The 18,213-nt window shown below is 56.0% G+C and carries 17 protein-coding genes; 3 read left to right on the plus strand and 14 right to left on the minus strand.

The window, feature by feature from the left end:
• Positions 1 to 41: 41 nt before the first annotated feature.
• From atpE to mnmG, 7 genes are all read right to left on the minus strand, one after another.
• Positions 42 to 320, minus strand: coding sequence for a F0F1 ATP synthase subunit C (gene atpE / locus HDE75_RS20220; protein ID WP_183679459.1), 279 nt, complete (start codon positions 318 to 320; stop codon positions 42 to 44).
• A 59-nt stretch (positions 321 to 379) separates the two neighbouring features.
• Positions 380 to 1,189, minus strand: coding sequence for a F0F1 ATP synthase subunit A (gene atpB, locus HDE75_RS20225; protein WP_183679457.1), 810 nt, complete (start codon positions 1,187 to 1,189; stop codon positions 380 to 382).
• 48 nt (positions 1,190 to 1,237) lie between these two features.
• On the minus strand, positions 1,238 to 1,606 hold the full coding sequence (locus tag HDE75_RS20230; protein ID WP_183679455.1) for an ATP synthase subunit I: 369 nt from the start codon (positions 1,604 to 1,606) through the stop codon (positions 1,238 to 1,240).
• A 315-nt stretch (positions 1,607 to 1,921) separates the two neighbouring features.
• Positions 1,922 to 2,809 carry a ParB/RepB/Spo0J family partition protein gene (locus tag HDE75_RS20235; protein WP_183679453.1) on the minus strand — a complete coding sequence of 296 codons (888 nt, stop codon included), beginning with the start codon at positions 2,807 to 2,809 and terminating at the stop codon, positions 1,922 to 1,924.
• 69 nt (positions 2,810 to 2,878) lie between these two features.
• Complete coding sequence (locus tag HDE75_RS20240) at positions 2,879 to 3,649, minus strand: ParA family protein (RefSeq protein ID WP_183679451.1); 771 nt, start codon at positions 3,647 to 3,649, stop codon at positions 2,879 to 2,881.
• A 184-nt stretch (positions 3,650 to 3,833) separates the two neighbouring features.
• Positions 3,834 to 4,481, minus strand: coding sequence for a 16S rRNA (guanine(527)-N(7))-methyltransferase RsmG (gene rsmG, locus HDE75_RS20245; RefSeq protein ID WP_183679449.1), 648 nt, complete (start codon positions 4,479 to 4,481; stop codon positions 3,834 to 3,836).
• On the minus strand, positions 4,478 to 6,415 hold the full coding sequence (gene mnmG / locus HDE75_RS20250) for a tRNA uridine-5-carboxymethylaminomethyl(34) synthesis enzyme MnmG (protein ID WP_183679447.1): 1,938 nt from the start codon (positions 6,413 to 6,415) through the stop codon (positions 4,478 to 4,480). The genes rsmG and mnmG overlap by 4 nt, the downstream gene beginning before the upstream one ends.
• A gap of 309 nt (positions 6,416 to 6,724) precedes the next feature.
• Between mnmG and HDE75_RS20255 the strand changes: the two genes are divergently transcribed.
• The 3 genes from HDE75_RS20255 (at position 6,725) to HDE75_RS20265 (ending at position 8,290) form a co-directional block, all read left to right on the plus strand.
• Positions 6,725 to 7,045 carry a DMT family transporter gene (locus HDE75_RS20255; protein ID WP_183679445.1) on the plus strand — a complete coding sequence of 107 codons (321 nt, stop codon included), beginning with the start codon at positions 6,725 to 6,727 and terminating at the stop codon, positions 7,043 to 7,045.
• 10 nt (positions 7,046 to 7,055) lie between these two features.
• Positions 7,056 to 7,415 (plus strand): NADH-quinone oxidoreductase subunit A, encoded by a 360-nt coding sequence (locus HDE75_RS20260; RefSeq protein WP_183679443.1) that lies wholly within the window; start codon positions 7,056 to 7,058, stop codon positions 7,413 to 7,415.
• A gap of 83 nt (positions 7,416 to 7,498) precedes the next feature.
• Complete coding sequence (locus HDE75_RS20265) at positions 7,499 to 8,290, plus strand: EAL domain-containing protein (RefSeq protein ID WP_183679441.1); 792 nt, start codon at positions 7,499 to 7,501, stop codon at positions 8,288 to 8,290.
• A gap of 45 nt (positions 8,291 to 8,335) precedes the next feature.
• Here the strand turns inward: HDE75_RS20265 and HDE75_RS20270 are convergent, their stop codons facing one another.
• The 7 genes from HDE75_RS20270 to HDE75_RS20300 all read right to left on the minus strand — a co-directional run bounded on the left by HDE75_RS20270 (position 8,336) and on the right by HDE75_RS20300 (position 17,007).
• The gene (locus tag HDE75_RS20270; protein WP_183679439.1) at positions 8,336 to 10,384 is read right to left on the minus strand and encodes a 3-hydroxybutyrate oligomer hydrolase family protein; all 2,049 of its coding nucleotides are present in this window, start codon (positions 10,382 to 10,384) and stop codon (positions 8,336 to 8,338) included.
• Positions 10,385 to 10,472: 88 nt separating this feature from the next.
• A complete protein-coding gene (locus tag HDE75_RS20275) occupies positions 10,473 to 11,453 on the minus strand; it encodes a branched-chain amino acid ABC transporter permease (protein ID WP_183679437.1) in 981 nt (326 codons plus the stop codon).
• Positions 11,454 to 11,484: 31 nt separating this feature from the next.
• Positions 11,485 to 12,369 (minus strand): branched-chain amino acid ABC transporter permease, encoded by an 885-nt coding sequence (locus HDE75_RS20280; protein ID WP_183679435.1) that lies wholly within the window; start codon positions 12,367 to 12,369, stop codon positions 11,485 to 11,487.
• A gap of 104 nt (positions 12,370 to 12,473) precedes the next feature.
• Entirely contained in the window at positions 12,474 to 13,682 is a 1,209-nt protein-coding gene (locus tag HDE75_RS20285; protein WP_183679433.1) for an ABC transporter substrate-binding protein, read from the minus strand.
• A 79-nt stretch (positions 13,683 to 13,761) separates the two neighbouring features.
• Positions 13,762 to 14,484 (minus strand): ABC transporter ATP-binding protein, encoded by a 723-nt coding sequence (locus HDE75_RS20290; protein WP_183679431.1) that lies wholly within the window; start codon positions 14,482 to 14,484, stop codon positions 13,762 to 13,764.
• A complete protein-coding gene (locus tag HDE75_RS20295) occupies positions 14,484 to 15,254 on the minus strand; it encodes an ABC transporter ATP-binding protein (RefSeq protein ID WP_183679429.1) in 771 nt (256 codons plus the stop codon). Before HDE75_RS20295 ends, HDE75_RS20290 begins: the two co-directional genes overlap by 1 nt.
• A gap of 127 nt (positions 15,255 to 15,381) precedes the next feature.
• Entirely contained in the window at positions 15,382 to 17,007 is a 1,626-nt protein-coding gene (locus HDE75_RS20300; protein ID WP_183679427.1) for a GMC family oxidoreductase, read from the minus strand.
• Positions 17,008 to 18,213: the final 1,206 nt, after the last annotated feature.

The following is an 18,213-nucleotide window of genomic DNA, read 5'->3' on the forward strand; positions in this document are numbered from 1 at the left end:
CTTTGCTCCTAACTAAAAGTTTCTCCTAGGGTTGGAGCGAATTACTGAGCAGCAGCGGTCAAAGCAGCCAGGAACGGGTTAGCGAACGTGTACAGCAGAGCAACACCAACGCCGATCATCGAGATCGCATCCAGCAGACCAGCGATAACGAACAGCTTGGTTTGCAGTTGTGGCATCAGTTCTGGTTGACGTGCCGATGCTTCCAGGAATTTGCCACCCAAGATAGCGAAGCCCAGAGCGGTGCCGATTGCGGCCAGGCCGATGATGATTGCTGCTGCCAGAACGGTCATGCTTTGTACTTGTGCGATCAGAGCTTGCATAAAATTCTCCTAAATTTAAAAACGAAAGATACTAAAAAAACAAAATATAAAGTTAATGGTTAGTGCTTCTCAACCGCAAGGCTCAGATACACAACCGTCAACGCCATAAACACAAAAGCTTGCAAAGTTACAATCAAGATATGGAAAATTGCCCATGGACCACCCAACGCCCACTGTGCCCACCAAGGCAACAACGCGATCAAGATGAAAATCAGTTCGCCGGCATACATATTGCCGAACAGACGCAGCGACAGGGAGATCAGTTTTGCAACCAACTCAACCATTTGCAGCAGGAAATTGACTGGCGCCAGGGCGATCATGCCGATCACGCCGTTTGCGTGGAATGGCGCGGTGAACAGTTCCTTGATCCAGCCGCCCAGGCCCTTGGCCTTGATCGAAAAAGCGATAATGCACAGCACCACCGAGAACGACATGGCGAAGGTGTGATTCACGTCGGCGGTCGGTACGGCACGCAGTTTATGCACGCCAAACCAGCTCAATACCTTGGGCAACAGGTCAACCGGCAGGAAGTCCATCGCGTTCAACAACCAGACCCACACAAAAATAGTGATGGCCAGTGGCGCGATGATCTTGCTTTTCGCGTGAAAGGCACCATTAATAGTGTCATTCACGATTTCCATGATCATTTCTACGAAGTTTTGCAGCTTGCCAGGCACGCCAGCGGTCGCGCGACGCGATGCCAGGTAGAAAACACCGAGGAATACAAAACCCAAAATGGCCGAAATCCAGAACGTATCCAGATTGATGGTGCCGTCGGCACTTCTCAGGTGGGACAAGTGATGGCTGATGTATTCTGTGGCGTTAGCCGGGGCAGCATGGCCCGCTTCAATAGCGTGTTCTGTGGTCATAATGAATTTAGATTTGTCGTTTCAAGGCATACACCCCGAAACCAATGATTAAACAGCGAGCAATGAAAACCAGTATGCTAAGGTTGCCACCGCGAAACCCAAGATCAGCCATAACCAGGCGGCCGACTGAAACAACACCAGTGCTGTAATAAACAGCACCGCTGTGATAAATATTTTCACCACTTCTGCGCGCAAATGCGCCCGGAATGCCTTGTTGGCGTCGCTGGAACCGCTGGCGACCAACATGGCATACACCAGGCTGCCGATGACTGCGATAGCGCCGCCGCATGCGGCGGACCAGCCTTTGATACTGCCACCGAAAAACAGGGTAACGGTTGAAAAGCTGATAACGATTGCTAGTTGCAGGGCAACTACTTTGTAGACTGGTTTGGCAATATTTTGTTGTGAATCACTCAATTACCAGGTCCCCAGAAAAATCTACACACGCAAAGACACGGGATTATAGTTGGCTTTGATATATAGAGTCAAACGTTGCCGCACCGCAGCAGGGCAATTGCTGCGTGAAACAGACGGTTTATCGACTATTCGCGGGCATTTGCACCAATATATGACAAAGCCGCTTGTACAGCGGCTTTGGGGCGTGTTAGCAAGAAACCACCACTTGCCTGCGGAAAGTCTTGCCTGGCAGTCCAGACCACCTTTCTGTATCAGGGCGCCTTCTTGCTTACCACTAATTACTAGTGACAACTATATAGATGCGTAATGGTCTGCCTAGCCGCGCAGGCGGGCTAACACTCCATCAAGGACATCAAGGTCGGCAAAATCGATCACCAATTGTCCGCGTCCTTTATTACCCATCTTGAACACCACGGGCGTGGCCAGGGTATCGGACAACTCTTCTTCCAGGCGGGCAATATCACCGGACTTTTCTTTTTGCCGTGGCTCGACCGGATTGGCCGCTTCCTCGATGGTGCGCGTCACCAGCTTTTCTGTTTCGCGCACGGACAGCCGCTTGGCCACCACCTGATTGGCCAGATTGATCTGGCTGGCTGCATCGACCGCCAACAAGGCACGCGCGTGGCCCATGTCGATATCGCCGGCCATCAGCATGGTTTGCACAGGCGCGGCCAGATTCATCAGACGCAACAGATTAGAGACCGCGCTGCGCGAGCGTCCGACCGCGGTGGCCGCTTGCTCATGGGTAAAACTGAAGTCCGTGATCAGGCGGTGGATACCCTGGGCTTCTTCCAGCGGGTTCAAGTCTTCGCGCTGGATGTTTTCAATCAGCGCCATGGCCGCTGCCGCCAGGTCATCGACGTCACGTACCAGTACTGGTACTTCCGTCAGGCCAGCCAGTTGCGACGCGCGGAAACGGCGTTCACCGGCGATGATTTCATATTTAACAAGTCCACTCAAAGTGTCTTGCCCGATCGGCCGCACCAGGATAGGTTGCATCAAACCCTGCGCCTTGATCGAGGCAGCCAGTTCATTCAGGGCGCCCTCGTCCATGCGTGTGCGCGGCTGATATTTGCCGGCTTGCATTTGTGACACCGGCAGGTTGCTCGGCGTATTGTGTTCGGGACTGGCGAAGTCGCCACCGCCGCCGCCCAATAGCGCGTCGAGTCCGCGACCCAGTCCTTTTAGTTTTTTCGTAGCCATGCTGTCCTAATTGTCTTTTTTTAAGTAAGCGCTTACATCGAATTACCTCACCGATGCACTCTCTACTGTTTACATATGTTTGATGCGTTCAACCATTTCAGCGCCGAAAGCGATATAGGCCTGCGCGCCTTTCGAGCTGGGGTCGAAGGTCACGCCGGGCAGGCCGTACGATGGCGCTTCGGCCAGGCGCACATTGCGCGGGATGATGGTCTTGAAGACCTTGTCGCCAAAGTGCTGTTCCAGCTGGGCCGACACTTGTTGCGATAATGTCATGCGTGGATCGAACATCACGCGCAGCAAGCCGATGATCTTCAAATCCGGGTTCAGGTTGGCGTGTACTTTTTTAATCGTGTTGACCAGGTCAGACAACCCTTCCAGCGCGTAGTACTCGCACTGCATCGGGATGATCACGCCATGCGCGGCGCACAGGCCGTTCAGGGTCAGCATCGACAATGCCGGTGGGCAATCAATCAAAATGAAATCATATTCGCCATCGACTTCGGCCAGCGCATCCTTCAGGCGGCGTTCGCGGTTGTCCAGGTCGACCATCTCGACTTCGGCGCCGGCCAGCTCGCGGTTCGACGGCAAGACATCGAAGCGCCCTGCTTCCGAACGCTGGCGTGCCGTTTTGACATCGGATTCGCCCAGCATCACTTCATAGGTCGATGACGGCAAGCCTGCCTTGTTGATGCCGGCGCCCATGGTCGCATTGCCTTGCGGGTCGAGGTCGACCAGCAGCACGCGCTGGTTCAATTTGGCCAGGCCGGCGGAGAGGTTGACACTTGTTGTGGTTTTACCAACACCACCCTTTTGATTTGCTACACAAAAAATTTTGGCCATGTATCTTCTAGTTGTAAAGGGATGCACGCTGCAAAGGATGCAAACTGCATGATTGCGCTCCGGCGTCCGACCGAAACAATTTATACTATTTATCTCGTTTATACGATATAAATTATTTATACGGTTTATATGATTTATACCTTATAAACTGTTTATATGATTTATACCGTTTAAATTTTCAATTTCAAACTCTTGTTATAAAGACCAGATGACGCTCTGCATTTAGCCCTGGCACCTGAATAGCCCGTAATTCCGTCACTTTCCACTCTGCTGGCAGTCGCTCGCGCTCGTCTGGCGGTGCCACCCCTTTCAAGGCGATGAATTGACCGCCCTCTTCCAAAACGTGGCCCGACCAGTTGACAAAGTCGGACAGGTCAGCAAACGCCCGCGAGGTGATCACGTCAAACTTTTGCTTCACTTCCAGCTGTTCCACCCGTTTCGTGTACACCGTCACGTTGGTCAAGCCCAATTCCGCTTTCACTTGCGTCAAAAACGCCGTTTTCTTGTGCACCGTATCGATCATCGCCACCTTCACATCGGGCCGCGCAATCGCCAACACCATGCCCGGCAAGCCGCCACCGGCACCCACGTCGAGCACGTTTTTCGCATCGGCGAAGGCGGGAATGGCCGCCAGCGAATCGAGCACGTGCAAGGTCAGCATCTGCATCGGATCGCGCACCGATGTCAGGTTGTAGACGCTATTCCACTTGGCCAGCAAGGCCAGGTAATCGAGCAGTTTTTCCGACTGTTCCGCGCTCAGATTCAAGTCCAGCGCGGCGATACCTTCATGCAAAATCGGGGCCAGTGCGGCCCGGTCAAACTGCTGCTTCATTCAACAACCTCATCCTTTAAAGTCTGCGTTTGCGCGCCGCCGAAGCCGCGCTTTTTCAAGTGGACCAGCAACAGCGAAATCGCTGCCGGCGTCACGCCGGAAATGCGCGATGCCTGGCCCAGGGTTTCAGGACGCTGCTTGTCGAGTTTTTGACGTACTTCGACCGACAGCGCACTGATGTCCAGATAGTTGAAACCCTCGGGCAAAGCAAGGTTTTCATAGTGTTCGTGGCGCTCGATTTCCTTGCTCTGACGCTCGATGTAACCGGCATATTTCAGCTGGATTTCCACCTGTTCGCGCACGGCAGCGTCTTCCACGCCGGGACCAGCCAGGGCCTGGCCTTCGACACCGGTCATGCTCATCAGGGTGTCATAAGCCACGTTCGGACGGCGCAGCAAGTCAGCCAAGGAATACTCGCGCTCGATTGCCTGGCCCACGATGCGCTCCGATTCGGCTGCGGCCAGGATGCGCGGATTGACCCAGGTCGAGCGCAAACGCTCCAGTTCCAGCGCCACCGCTTCGCGTTTTTTCTCGAATGCCTGCCATTGGACGTCGCCCACGCAGCCCAGCGCGCGGCCGATTTCCGTCAAGCGCATGTCGGCATTGTCTTCACGCAGGCTCAAACGGTACTCGGCGCGGCTGGTGAACATGCGGTAGGGCTCTTGCACGCCCTGGGTGATCAAATCATCGACCAGCACGCCCAGATAGGCCTCGGAGCGGCCCGGTACCCAGGCATCCTTGTCCTGCGTCAACAAAGCTGCATTCAAGCCCGCCAGCATGCCTTGTGCGGCCGCTTCTTCGTAGCCGGTGGTGCCATTGATCTGGCCGGCAAAGAACAAACCTGCCACGGCCTTGGTTTCCAGCGAGGCTTTCAAGCCGCGCGGGTCGAAATAATCGTATTCGATGGCATAGCCAGGGCGCAGGATATGCGCGTTTTCCATGCCTTTCATCGATTGCACTAGGGCAATCTGCACGTCGAACGGCAAGCTGGTGGAGATGCCGTTTGGATAGAATTCATGCGTCGTCAAGCCTTCCGGCTCGAGGAAAATCTGGTGCGATTCCTTGCCCGAGAAGCGGTGTATCTTGTCTTCGATCGACGGGCAATAACGGGGACCCACGCCTTCGATCACGCCCGTGTACATGGGGCTGCGGTCCAGGCCGGCGCGGATGATGTCGTGCGTCTGGCTATTCGTGTGCGTGACCCAGCACGGTACCTGGCGCGGGTGCATGGACGTGTTGCCCATCACCGAGAACACCGGCACGGGATCGAGGTCGCCCGGCTGCTCCTGCATCACGGAAAAGTCGATGCTGCGGCCATCGATACGCGGTGGCGTACCCGTTTTCAAACGGCCTTGCGGCAGTTTCAATTCCTTCAAACGGGCCGACAAGGACAGCGCAGGCGGGTCGCCGGCGCGGCCAGCCGAGTAATTATTCAAGCCCACGTGGATCTTGCCGTCGAGGAAGGTACCGGCCGTCAAGACGACGGCGCGTGCCAGGAACTTCAAGCCGATCTGCGTGACGGCGCCGACCACGCGGTCGCCTTCGACAATCAAATCATCGACTGCCTGCTGGAACAGCCACAGATTGGGCTGGTTTTCCAGGCGGGTACGGATGGCGGCCTTGTATAAAATGCGGTCGGCCTGGGCGCGCGTGGCGCGAACTGCCGGGCCTTTCGATGAGTTCAGGATGCGGAACTGGATGCCGGACTCGTCGGTGGCAATCGCCATCGCGCCGCCCATGGCATCGACCTCCTTGACCAGATGGCCCTTGCCGATGCCACCGATGGAGGGATTGCACGACATCTGGCCCAGGGTCTCGATATTATGCGTGAGCAACAGCGTTTTCTGCCCCATACGGGCAGAAGCGAGGGCCGCTTCGGTACCGGCGTGACCACCACCGACAACGATGACGTCGAATTCTGTAGGAAATAACATGAGTATAAATAGAGAAGCAAGTAAAGATGCAGGTAAAAATGCGAGGTGTGAGCTCCGATTATAGAGTCTTTTTGCGAGCGCAACCTTGCGAGGGTCAATTTTTTGCTTAATTTTTACTCAGCAGTAACAACGTCTTGCTCGCAATTCCTGTGTTCCACGTGGAACATGCTGGCAAACTCCCCTCTTTTCAGCTACTATCCTTGCATCGTTTACAAGCGTATTCTCACCACACGCTAACGATGACCAGGAGGACGGCCTCCCCCATCATGGGAACGCACCGGGACGGCCCGCTCTTGCAAGGAGCTTCCCGTGGTCTGGATCTGTTTAGTTATTGCCGGCATTCTTGAAGTCGTTTGGGCTTACTCGATGAAGCTCTCCGAAGGCTTCAGCAAACCCCTCCCCACCCTGATTACCCTCGTCATGATGATCGCCAGCTTCGGCTTGCTGTCATTCGCCATGCGCTCGATACCGCTTGGCACGGCTTACACCATCTGGACTGGCATCGGCGCCGTTGGCGCCTTTATCGTCGGCATCGTCGTGCTCGGCGAGCAACTCACCGCGCTGCGCGTGTGCGCCGCCATCCTTATCGTCTGCGGCATCGTACTGATGAAACTGTCTTCCACCCACTAAGGACTAAAGCATGTTCCTCGAAGCCTATTTTCCTGTTCTGCTGTTTATCGTGATTGGTACATTGGTGGGTATCGTGCCCATGCTGCTGGGACGCTTGCTGGGACCACATAAACCGGATGCGCAGAAACTGTCGCAATATGAATGTGGTTTCGAAGCATTCGGCGACGCCAGGATGAAGTTCGATATCCGCTTTTACCTGGTCGCCATCCTGTTCATCCTGTTCGATATTGAAGTGATCTTCCTGATGCCCTGGGCTGCCAATGTGAAGGAGTTGGGGCTGATGGGTTTCTGGGCCGTCATGCTGTTCTTGAATGTGCTGGTCATCGGCCTCGCCTATGAATGGAAAAAAGGCGCCCTCGAATGGGAGTAGATGTTTCACGTGGAACCATGCGCCTTGCGGCGTATGGTGAGACAGCAGACAGAAGAAGCTATCCTTGCTGCTAAACTTTAGCCATGAATTCCTCCAAGCCGCCCATCTTGCTCGACGCTACCGCGTTTCCGTATGGCGCTTGCGCCGGATGCCATGACAACGCACCGTTACCGTTTGACTTTGAATATGCCTACCAACCCATCGTCAACCTGGCAACGCGCAGCATTTATGGACACGAAGCACTGGTGCGAGGGCCAAACGGCGAAAGCGCGGCCAGCGTGCTATCCCAGGTCAATGATGACAATCGCTACCGCTTTGACCAGGCATGCCGCGTCAAAGCCGTAGCGGGTGCGGCCAAGCTCGGCATGCAAGGATATCTGTCGATTAATTTCCTGCCCAATGCCGTGTACCGGCCTGAAGTATGCATCCGCAGCACTCTGGAAGCCGCGCGCAAACACAACTTCCCCACCGACAAAATCATCTTTGAAGTAACCGAAGGGGAAAAAGTACACGACCGGCCGCACCTGGTCGATATCTTTCGGGCCTACCGCCGCTTTGGCTTCCAGACGGCGATTGATGATTTTGGCGCCGGTTATGCAGGCTTGAACCTGCTGGCCGAGTATCAGCCCGACATCATCAAGATAGATATGGACCTGGTACGTGATATCGACACGCATCCAGCGCGCCAGGCTATCGTGCGCGCAATTGCCAGCCTGGGCCGTGAACTCGGTATTCGTATCTTGGCAGAAGGCATAGAAACCCGTGCCGAACGTGATTTCCTGGCCGCCTGCGATATCTCCCTGATGCAGGGCTATTGGTTTTCCAAACCCATTTTTCAAGCACTGGGAACAATTCCAAGCGAGGCATGGGAATAAGTGACCACGTGAAACGGCCACCTATAACTTCTTCATGCCTTAGGTTCAGTTCGGTATATCCACCACTGTAGCCGTCACCCGTATCACATTGCCCAGCGTTGGCGCCGCGGAAATCGGCGGCACGTTGGTCGTCGTAATGAGCGTATTGGCATATGGCCGCGTTACCGTGCGCACCACTTGCGACGGCGGCAAGCTTAGACCCGAGCGCAAGTGTCCGTACATGGCGTCGAGCGCACGATTGAAATACACGTGCAGCGGCACAATCAGGGTGGGCAAGGTGTTGCTGAAAGAATCGAAGTGGTTGGCGTTCGTCACCTCGATATAGCGCAGCTGGCTGTTGGCGCCTTCGGCCACCGCGTTCCAACCCACATAAGCGCGTGAAGCGTGATTGACGGGTATCAGCGTATCACTGCGGCCATGCACGATGATGGCTGGCTTGCCGCCCAGCTTGCCGCTGGCCTGCACTTCCGCCATACCGGCACGGACGCGCGCGCTTTGCCCGGCCAGGCTACCTTCCAGCCTGGCGCCATTGACGGCATCGACACCCGTTGCCAGGCTGCGCAGGCACAGGAAACCATCGAGTGACTGGTCGGCCAGATTGCTTGATGGCGATACACCGGCCGTGTACACCCTGGCGCCACCGATGGATTTCTCATACAGCACATTGCCGAGGATGCCGTTTTGCGCGGCAAAGCTGGCCGCCTTCTGGGGGCTGCTAAAAGCGGCAGGATTACCCGTGCCATCCGTCTGTGCAAAATTGAAACCGCAAATTTGATCCGTGACGGAAAATTTCCCGTAGGCATAGACATACGTGACTGCCACCAATATATTCGTGCCCGCGTGCGCCGCCTGCAAGGGATCGGAGTCGATCAGCCAGCCATACGCTTGCAGGCGCCGCTTCGCATCATTTTGCTGCGCCACCAGGTCGGCCCCCGTCAACAAGCCTTTCGCCACCAGCGCCGTGCAACGTCCTGAGGCGCCTGCCACGGAAGCGATGCAAGGCTGGTACAGCGCCGCGTACGTGGCATAGTCGAACAGGGCACGGCCCGGCGTCGCAACTGGCACCCCGCCCTGCCGCACGCTGTACGCCGTTGAAGGCCCGGGCTGAACTTGCGGTTCGCTGACGGCCACGCCGCTGATCAAGCCTTTGCTATCCTGCTCCGCCGCCAGCAAGGCCGAGCCTCCACCATTGGAAATACTGGAAGCGATGGTGATCGTGTTCCTCGGATGCAGGCGCACGGTGTGTCCGCCGCCATCGTGCGCCAGCGCACCGTAGCGTTCATTCAGCACGTAATACGCCATCTCGACCGCTTGCAAGGTCACCTTGCCCCAATCCTGTTCCGGGTTCTGTTGTGAATGCGCATGCTTGAAGGCGACACGGTTCGGGTAGGCGCTGGCAAAGGCGCTGCGGTCCGCATCGCTGAGGTCTGGCGCAAAGTTGGCCTGCTTGCCCGCCGCAACACGGCCAGCACGCAAACCATTTTGCAGGTTGACGCTATCGTCCTCGAAGACGTACAGGCCGGTGCCGGAACCCTTGTCGGCATACGCCACGGCGCAGCCATTTTTCAAGCCCCATTCTCCAGAGCTGCCGATGGCGCCATAAATGCCGCGCGATCCACTCGAGGTGCCGGTGACGATGCAGGCGCGCTGGGGATCGAAGCTGTTCGGTATCTGCACCATCAAGGTGACATTCTTGCGGCCAGTGCCATCGTCGGCGTACGCGAGGTATTCGCTGCCGGCAATCAAGCCTTCGCCGCTGCCAGCCTTACCTTGCGCATCGACGTTCGGCCCGTACAGGCTGCCATAACCGCTATTAATGGAGATATCGAGTACGGCGCGATAATTGGAATAAATGGCATTGCGGCGCAGTTCCGGCGCCGTCGGCTGTTCTGGGTCGACATACGCGGGCGTGCCCGCCGCCAGCCCAGTCTTGCCCAGGCCTGCCGTCAGCAGATCATTGCTCTTGCCATCGTAATCGGTACGCGTGATCGTCCCAAGGTAACTGGGCATCTGGTTCAATTGTTCCGGCGCATGGTTGCTGCCGCAGGCTGCCAGCAAGGTACACAGGCCTGCGAGGGTCAACGTCTTTTGCATAGCTGTTCTCCATCAGAAATGAAACAACGCTAAAAATCGCACGTCCCATGCCAATAAAAAACGCCGGACGAATCCGGCGCTGTTTAAGTCATGGGACGGAGTTGGCTCCCCTGCCGCCAAAGCGCGCAATCGCTTCGCCGACTATGCCCCGCCGGAACATCAGCACGCAGATCACGAAGATGATACCGGTAACAATGCCCACCGATTCACCCAGGGTGCCGAACCACTCGATACCCGTATGGGTGGCCAGATAGGTGCCGAAATCGCCGAGCTTGTTTTCCAGCGCGATGATCAACACGGCGCCGATGATGGGACCGGCCAGGGTACCCATGCCCCCAACCAAGGTCATCAGCACCACCAGGCCAGACATGGCCCAGTACACATCGGTCAGGGTTTCAAAGCCCAGCACCAAGGTCTTGGTGGCGCCAGCCAGCGCCGCCAGTGAAGCGGACAGGACAATCGCCATCAGCTTGTACTTGTTGACGTCATAGCCCAGCGAGATGGCGCGCGGTTCGTTTTCCTTGATCGCTTTCAAGACTTGGCCGAATGGCGAGTGGATGGTACGCACGATCAAGGCAAAACCGGCGACAAAGATGGCCAGGACAACATAATACAAAGTGATGTCCTTGCCCAAGTCCAGCGTACCGAACAAGGTTCCACGTGGAACACCCTGCAAGCCATCTTCGCCGCCCGTGAACGGCAAGCGCAAGGCAAGGAAGTACACCATCTGCGCCAGCGCCAGGGTGATCATGGTGAAATAGATGCCCTGGCGGCGGATCGCCAGCGCGCCCATGACCAGCCCCAGCAAGGCGCCGGTAGCGACGCCGGCCAGCAAGCCCAGTTCCGTCGGCCAGCCCCAGGTACGCAGCGCGTACCCCGTTACATAACCAGCGCCGCCAAAGAAGGCGGCGTGGCCAAACGACAGCAAGCCCGTGTAGCCGATCAGCAAATTGAAGGCGCAGGCAAACAGGGCAAAGCACAGCAACTTCATCAGGAAAACGGGATAACCGTAAAACGGTGCGGCCAGCGCCAGCGCCAGGGCGATTGCGTAGCCTATCTTTTTGTTCATCGTCGGTGCTCCAATCTATGTCTGATGAGGATTACTTTTCTTTGCCGAACAGGCCGGCGGGACGCAGCAGCAGCACGATGACCATCACCACGAACACCACGGTGGCCGAGCCTTCCGGATAAAACACGCGGGTCAAGCCTTCGATCACACCCAGCGCCAGCCCCGTCAGGATGGATCCCATGATGGAACCCATGCCGCCGATCACCACCACGGCGAAGACGACGATGATCAGGTTCGAGCCCATCAGCGGCGAGACCTGGATGATGGGCGCGGCCAGCACGCCGGCAAAACCGGCCAGCGCCACGCCGAAGCCAAACGTCAGGGTGACCATCAACGGCACGTTGATACCGAACGCTTCCACCAGTTTCGGGTTTTCCGTGCCGGCCCGCAGGTAGGCGCCCAGCTTGGTTTTTTCGATCACGAACCAGGTCACCAGGCAAACAGACAAGGAGGCGATCACCACCCAGGCGCGGTAGTTCGGCAAGATCATGAAGCCCAGGTCGGTCGCGCCCGACAGCAATTCCGGCACCGCATACGGCTGGCCGGAGACGCCATAAAACGAGCGGAACACGCCTTCCATGATCAGAGTGATGCCGAAGGTCAAGAGCAAGCCATACAGGTGGTCGAGTTTATACAACCAGCGCAACATGGTTTTTTCGATCACGATGCCGAACAGGCCGACGATCAGCGGGGCGATCACCAGCATGGCCCAGTAACTGATATCGAAATAGCTGAGGCCCATCCAGGCTAAAAAGGCGCCCATCATATACATGGCGCCGTGCGAGAAATTAATGACGTTGAGCAAGCCGAAGATCACGGCCAGACCGAGAGACAACATGGCATAGAACGAGCCGTTGACGAGACCGAGCAGCAGCTGGCTCATCATCGCTTGTAATGGAACGCCGAAAATTTCCATGGCAGCACAGTATAAAAAGCACCGCGGGGTACGCGGTGCGGACTGAAGGGTAACGCGCCACCGCAGACAGTTGCGACGGCGCGAGGCAGGCAGTTGCTACAGCCTTACTTCCACAGCGAACACTTCGATTCCGCCTTGGTCAGATAAGCTTGCGAACCAGGCACGGTGGCCACCACCTTGTAGTAATCCCAGGGCGCTTTCGATTCAGACGGTTTTTTCACTTCCATCAGATACATATCGTGCACCATGCGGCCATCGGGACGGATCTCGCCATCCTTGGTAAACATGTCGTTGATTTTGGTTTTTTTCAGGTAGGCCATGACCTTCTCGGTATCGTCGGTACCCGTCGCCTTGACGGCTTTCAGGTAATTGGCGGCGGCCGAGTAGTCGGCGGCCTGCAGCATCGACGGCTCTTTTTTCATCTTGTCGAAATAGCGTTTCGACCAGGCGCGCGTTTCCGGATTCAAATCCCAGTACCAGCCATCGGTCAGGTACATGCCTTGCGTCAGGTTCAAGCCCAGGGAATGGATGTCATTAATAAAAATCAGCAAGCCCGCCAGTTTCACGTTTTTCGTCACGCCAAATTCATTGGCGGCCTTGATGCTGTTGATGGCGTCACCGCCCGCATTGGCCAAGCCCAGGATTTGTGGCTTGGCTGCCTGCGCCTGCAACAGGAAGGACGAAAAGTCGGAAGCGCCCAGCGGATGCTTGACACTGCCCAGCACCTTGCCGCCTGCCTTTTGCACCACTTCGGCCGTGTCTTTTTCCAGCGAGTGGCCAAATGCGTAGTCGGCCGTCATGAAATACCAGTTCTTGCCACCCTGCTTGACGATGGTGCCGCCCGTGCCGCGCGCCAGCGCTACCGTGTCGTAGGCGTAGTGGATGGTGTAGGGCGTACATTCTTCATTGGTCAGGCGCGAGGAGCCGGCGCCGATGGCGATAAAAATCTTTTTCTTTTCCGCCGCCACCTTGGCCATGGCCAGGCTGGCGCCGGAATTGGTGCCGCCGATCAGCATATCGACGCCTTGCTGGTCAAACCATTCGCGCGCCTTGGAGGCGGCGATATCGGCCTTGTTCTGATGGTCGGCGGAAATGAATTCCACCTTCTTGCCGGCGATGACGACGCCGGCATCGGCGATCGCCATCTTGATGGCTTCGGCGCCACCGAGGCCGTCGACGTCGGAATACACGCCCGACATATCCGAGATAAAACCGATCTTGATGGTGTCGCCCGAAATCTGGGCGTGGGCGAAGGTGGAAAAACCCAGTGCGCAAAGGGCAGAGGTGGCAATGGCGATAGCGTTACGTTTCATAGTGTCTCCGTAGGGATTATTGTTGGCTATTTAAACGACGGCTGGCCGACGCTTGAGCGTCGACCAATGACAATCAGCACTACACGCCGAGCAGCTCGGTCAATACCGGCATCTTGGCCTCCAGTTCGGATGCAGCAAAAGTCTCGACGATCTGACCGTGCTCCATCACATAAAACCGGTCTGCCAGCGGCGCGGCAAACCGGAAATTCTGCTCCACCATGACGATGGTGTAGCCCTTGGCTTTCAGGGTGGTGATCATGCGCGCCAGGCCCTGCACGATGACGGGCGCCAGGCCTTCGGAAATTTCATCGAGCAACAGCAAGCGCGCGCCCGTGCGCAAGATGCGCGCCACGGCCAGCATCTGCTGTTCGCCGCCAGACAAACGCGTGCCCTGGCTATGCCGGCGCTCTTGCAGGTTGGGGAACATGGCATAGATTTCCGCCACCGACATGCCCTTTTCGCTGCCGGCCAGCACCGGTGGCAGCAACAGGTTTTCCTCGGTCGACAGCGAGGAAAAAATGCCGCGCTCTTCCGGACAATAACCGATGCCCAGGTGGGCGATTTTGTGCGTCGGCAAACCGATCGCTTCTTCGCCCTGCACTTTGATCGAGCCCGTGCGGGCGCCCGTCAATCCCATGATGGCGCGCAGGGTGGTGGTGCGGCCGGCGCCATTGCGGCCCAGCAAAGTCACTACCTCGCCCTGCTCCACCTTCAGATTCACGTCATGCAAGATATGCGATTCGCCATACCAGGTGTGCAGCTGCGAAATTTCCAAAGCGGGCGTTTGTTTGGCGGTCGTCATCAATGCGCCCCTTCCAGCTCGGTCTGGGTGGTGCCCATATACGCTTCCATCACCAGCGGATTGCGCGACACGTCGGCATAACTGCCCTCGGCCAGCATGGCGCCCCGCTGCAATACAGAAATCTTGTCGCAGATGCCGGACACCACGCTCATATTGTGTTCCACCATCAGAATCGTGCGGCCAGCCGAGACCTTCTTGATCAGCTCCGTGACGCGGTGCACATCTTCATGGCCCATGCCTTGCGTAGGTTCATCGAGCAGCATCATTTCCGGTTCCATCGCCAGAGTGGTGGCAATTTCCAGCGCCCGCTTGCGCCCGTAAGGCATGTCGACCGTGATGGTGTCGGCAAATTCCGTCAAATCCACTTCAGCCAGCAAGGCCATGGCCCGCTCATTGAGGCGGTCCAGCACCCGTTCACTCTGCCAGAAATGAAAGGAAGTGCCCAGCTGGCGCTGCAAGCCGATGCGCACATTCTGCAAGACCGATAAATGGGGAAACACGGCGGAAATCTGAAACGAACGGATCACGCCCATGCGGGCGATCTGGGCAGGTTTGGCGGCCGTGATGTCTTTGCCGTTGAACAAAATCTGTCCGGAAGTGGGCACCAGGAATTTGGTGAGCAAGTTGAAACAGGTCGTCTTGCCAGCACCATTGGGACCGATCAAGGCGTGGATATGGCCACGCTCGACTTTCAAATTGACATCGCTGACAGCGGTGAATCCCTTGAATTCCTTGGTCAAACTTCTTGTTTCCAAGATTACGTCTGGCATCGTGTCTCCTAGTTATTGTACTAGCTAGTCATTTTTATAATACACAACTTAAAATTGGCGCACAATACAGTATAACTACGGGCTTTTTTGACAACCCCGATTGGCGCAAACAGCGCCACTTGAGCGTTTATTTCCAGGCCGTCTGTATCATTACCGCCGCTTTTTCCGCGATCATCACGGTGGGTGAATTGGTATTGCCCGAGGTAATGTAAGGCATGATGGACGCATCGACCACGCGCAAACCGGCCACGCCAATCACGCGCAACTGGCTGTCGACCACGGAAGATGGCTCACTGGCCAGGCCCATCCTGCAAGTGCCGACCGGATGAAAAATAGTCGTGCCGATCTGGCTGGCGGCTCGCGCCAATTCTTCCTCAGTCTGATATTGCACACCCGGCAGATATTCTTGCGGCGCAAATTTGTGCAAGGCGGGCGCGGCCACGATGCTGCGCGTCAGGCGCAGCGCGTCGGCCGCCACTTTCAAGTCTTGCGGCGTACTCAGGTAATTAGGGATAATTTTTGGCGCGGCGTAACTATCCGCACTATGGATGCGTACTTGCCCGCGTGAAGTGGGCCGCAGATTGCACACGCTGGCCGTGAACGCAGGAAAGACATGCAGGGGATCGCCGAACTTATCGAGCGACAAGGGCTGCACATGATATTGCAAATTCGGCGTGGCCTGCGCCGGGTCGGACTTGGCAAACGCGCCCAGCTGCGACGGCGCCATCGACATGGGCCCGCTCTGGAACAGCGCATATTGCAAGCCGATCTGCATCTTGCCCAGCCAGCGGCTGGCCACCTGGTTCAGGGTTTTCACGCCCTGCACCTTGAACACCATCCTTAGCTGCAAATGGTCTTGCAGATTGGCGCCCACGCCGGCGGACTCGCGCACGGGCACGATGCCATGCTGCCGCAGCAAGTCAGCCGGGCCGATGCCGGACAATTGCAGCAATTGCGGCGAGCCGATCGCGCCAGCGGTCAGCAAGGTTTCACGCCTGGCCATGGCTTGCCACAAGGTGCCGCCGCCCGTAAACACGATACCCGTGCAACGAGGGCCGTTTTCCAGGGTGGTAAACAGCAACCGTTCCACGTGACAGCCGGTCATGATGGTCAGATTGGGCCGGCGCGACGCGGGTTTCAAAAACGCTTTCGAGGTATTCCAGCGGATGCCGCGGCGCTGATTGACGTCAAAATACGCGCAGCCGCTATTGTCGCCACCATTGAAATCGCTGGTTTTCGGGATGCCGGTTTGCTGCGCTGCGTCGCGAAACGCGTTCAGGATATCCCACGACAAGCGCTGTTTTTCCACTCGCCACTCACCGCCAACACCATGGTTTTCCGAAGGACCACCGTAATAATCCTCGCTTTGCTTAAATAGCGGCAAGACATGCTCCCAGCGCCAGGACGTATCGTCCGTCAAGTCGGCCCAGTGATCATAATCACCGGCCTGGCCGCGCATATAAATCATGCCATTGATCGAAGAACTGCCGCCCAGCACCTTGCCGCGCGGATAAATCAGGCTGCGTCCGCCCAGGCCGGCATCGGCTTCGGTGGAATACAGCCAGTCGGTGCGGGGATTGCCGATGCAATGCAGATAGCCAACGGGAATGTGGATCCAGACGTAATCGTCCTTGCCTCCCGCTTCCACCAGCAAAACGCTGACGTTTTGATCGCGCGTCAGCCGGTTGGCCAACACGCAACCAGCCGTGCCGCCGCCAACGATGATGTAGTCGTATTCGCCTGCTGATTCCAATGAAGCTCCTATACCTTGAAGGGATCGCGCGGTCTGTCTCCCCACCGCTATCGATCAGAGTCTGTATTCATTCATCTATGCATTACTACTAAACAACAAGTGAGCGTCTCGAGAGTAGCACCAGTCGCAAGCTACGGCGAGCTTAATTTTCCTCGATAGCAACTAAAAACTGACGTTTACAGCAGTAAAAAATGCCAAAAAACGCCCTCTTCTTCTGTGGATAAGCCTATGGATATCCACAAGTACACAATGTGCGTAAACAAAAAAATTTTTTGGATGACTTTTTTTGTTCAGAATCCATCCTTTTCCCATACAACGCTTACTCAGCGTTTATCCGCGAGCCAAGCGATTGTTTACAAGGATAAATCCGTACTTATCCACAGAAGCTTGCAGCGTTAACTACTATTACTATTCTTGTATACGATCTTGTTAGGGTAAACCCGACATCGCCTGCTTTGCCTGGCTCCAACGCTCAGCGTATGCACCGTACTGCCATCAAGAAAAAAACAGTCTCCTGCTTTGAAAAAAAAGCACGCCAACCACGACTCAAAAAATCGTCGAGCCAACACACCAGGCCCTCCGTTACATAACCGTTTTTAAAAGATCAGCACGAAATTGTGCGCGAAGCCGTCCCGCCTGGAGACAGTCAAGCCAGCAGCGTGAGGAAAAAGTAGGGGAAACAGGGGAATTTCAGACGGTTTGTGGATAAGTCGCTTGATATCCACAGGATGACTTGTGCGTAAACACGAAGTTATGCGCAGGCCAGTATTTTATACAATTTTGATCCTGATCTGATACAGCGATTATGCACGCTTTTTTTTGCGCGTAAACAGTTGATCTTGTTGAAAAAAGAGGACTTATCCACAGAAAAAACCGCGTTTACTATCACTACTATTTTTATATATAGATCTATTGTAAACCGATACGAAAACTGCGAACTGCGGGGATACTTTCAGCAGGCATGCAAAAAACGTAAAAAAAAAGCGTCTACGACGGCATCACGTTTCACTGCAAAACTGTTTAGCAGGAATCCCAGGCAGGCGACAACCAACCATGCAAGTTAGCCGCAAGGTAGTCAGCGCTGACCGTCAACGTTGCTCAGCACGCAAGCTTCCCCACACTGAACACCTCAATCACGTCAAAATTTGCTGGCAAAGCATGAAAAAAGCGATTTTTTGATAGCTGATGTGGATAACTGCCTGCATA

This window comes from Janthinobacterium silvisoli (assembly GCF_014200725.1).
In the GTDB taxonomy this organism is placed as follows: Bacteria; Pseudomonadota; Gammaproteobacteria; order Burkholderiales; family Burkholderiaceae_D; genus Janthinobacterium.

Excerpts from the sequence above, each read along its gene's own strand:
- atpE (WP_183679459.1), bottom strand. The coding sequence starts at position 320 with ATGCAAGCTCTGATCGCACAAGTACAAAGCATGACCGTTCTGGCAGCA.
- atpB (WP_183679457.1), bottom strand. The coding sequence starts at position 1,189 with ATGACCACAGAACACGCTATTGAAGCGGGCCATGCTGCCCCGGCTAAC.
- HDE75_RS20235 (WP_183679453.1), bottom strand. The coding sequence starts at position 2,809 with ATGGCTACGAAAAAACTAAAAGGACTGGGTCGCGGACTCGACGCGCTA.
- HDE75_RS20240 (WP_183679451.1), bottom strand. The coding sequence starts at position 3,649 with ATGGCCAAAATTTTTTGTGTAGCAAATCAAAAGGGTGGTGTTGGTAAA.
- rsmG (WP_183679449.1), bottom strand. The coding sequence starts at position 4,481 with ATGAAGCAGCAGTTTGACCGGGCCGCACTGGCCCCGATTTTGCATGAA.
- mnmG (WP_183679447.1), bottom strand. The coding sequence starts at position 6,415 with ATGTTATTTCCTACAGAATTCGACGTCATCGTTGTCGGTGGTGGTCAC.
- HDE75_RS20260 (WP_183679443.1), top strand. The coding sequence starts at position 7,056 with ATGTTCCTCGAAGCCTATTTTCCTGTTCTGCTGTTTATCGTGATTGGT.
- HDE75_RS20265 (WP_183679441.1), top strand. The coding sequence starts at position 7,499 with ATGAATTCCTCCAAGCCGCCCATCTTGCTCGACGCTACCGCGTTTCCG.
- HDE75_RS20270 (WP_183679439.1), bottom strand. The coding sequence starts at position 10,384 with ATGCAAAAGACGTTGACCCTCGCAGGCCTGTGTACCTTGCTGGCAGCC.
- HDE75_RS20275 (WP_183679437.1), bottom strand. The coding sequence starts at position 11,453 with ATGAACAAAAAGATAGGCTACGCAATCGCCCTGGCGCTGGCGCTGGCC.
- HDE75_RS20280 (WP_183679435.1), bottom strand. The coding sequence starts at position 12,369 with ATGGAAATTTTCGGCGTTCCATTACAAGCGATGATGAGCCAGCTGCTG.
- HDE75_RS20285 (WP_183679433.1), bottom strand. The coding sequence starts at position 13,682 with ATGAAACGTAACGCTATCGCCATTGCCACCTCTGCCCTTTGCGCACTG.
- HDE75_RS20290 (WP_183679431.1), bottom strand. The coding sequence starts at position 14,484 with ATGACGACCGCCAAACAAACGCCCGCTTTGGAAATTTCGCAGCTGCAC.
- HDE75_RS20295 (WP_183679429.1), bottom strand. The coding sequence starts at position 15,254 with ATGCCAGACGTAATCTTGGAAACAAGAAGTTTGACCAAGGAATTCAAG.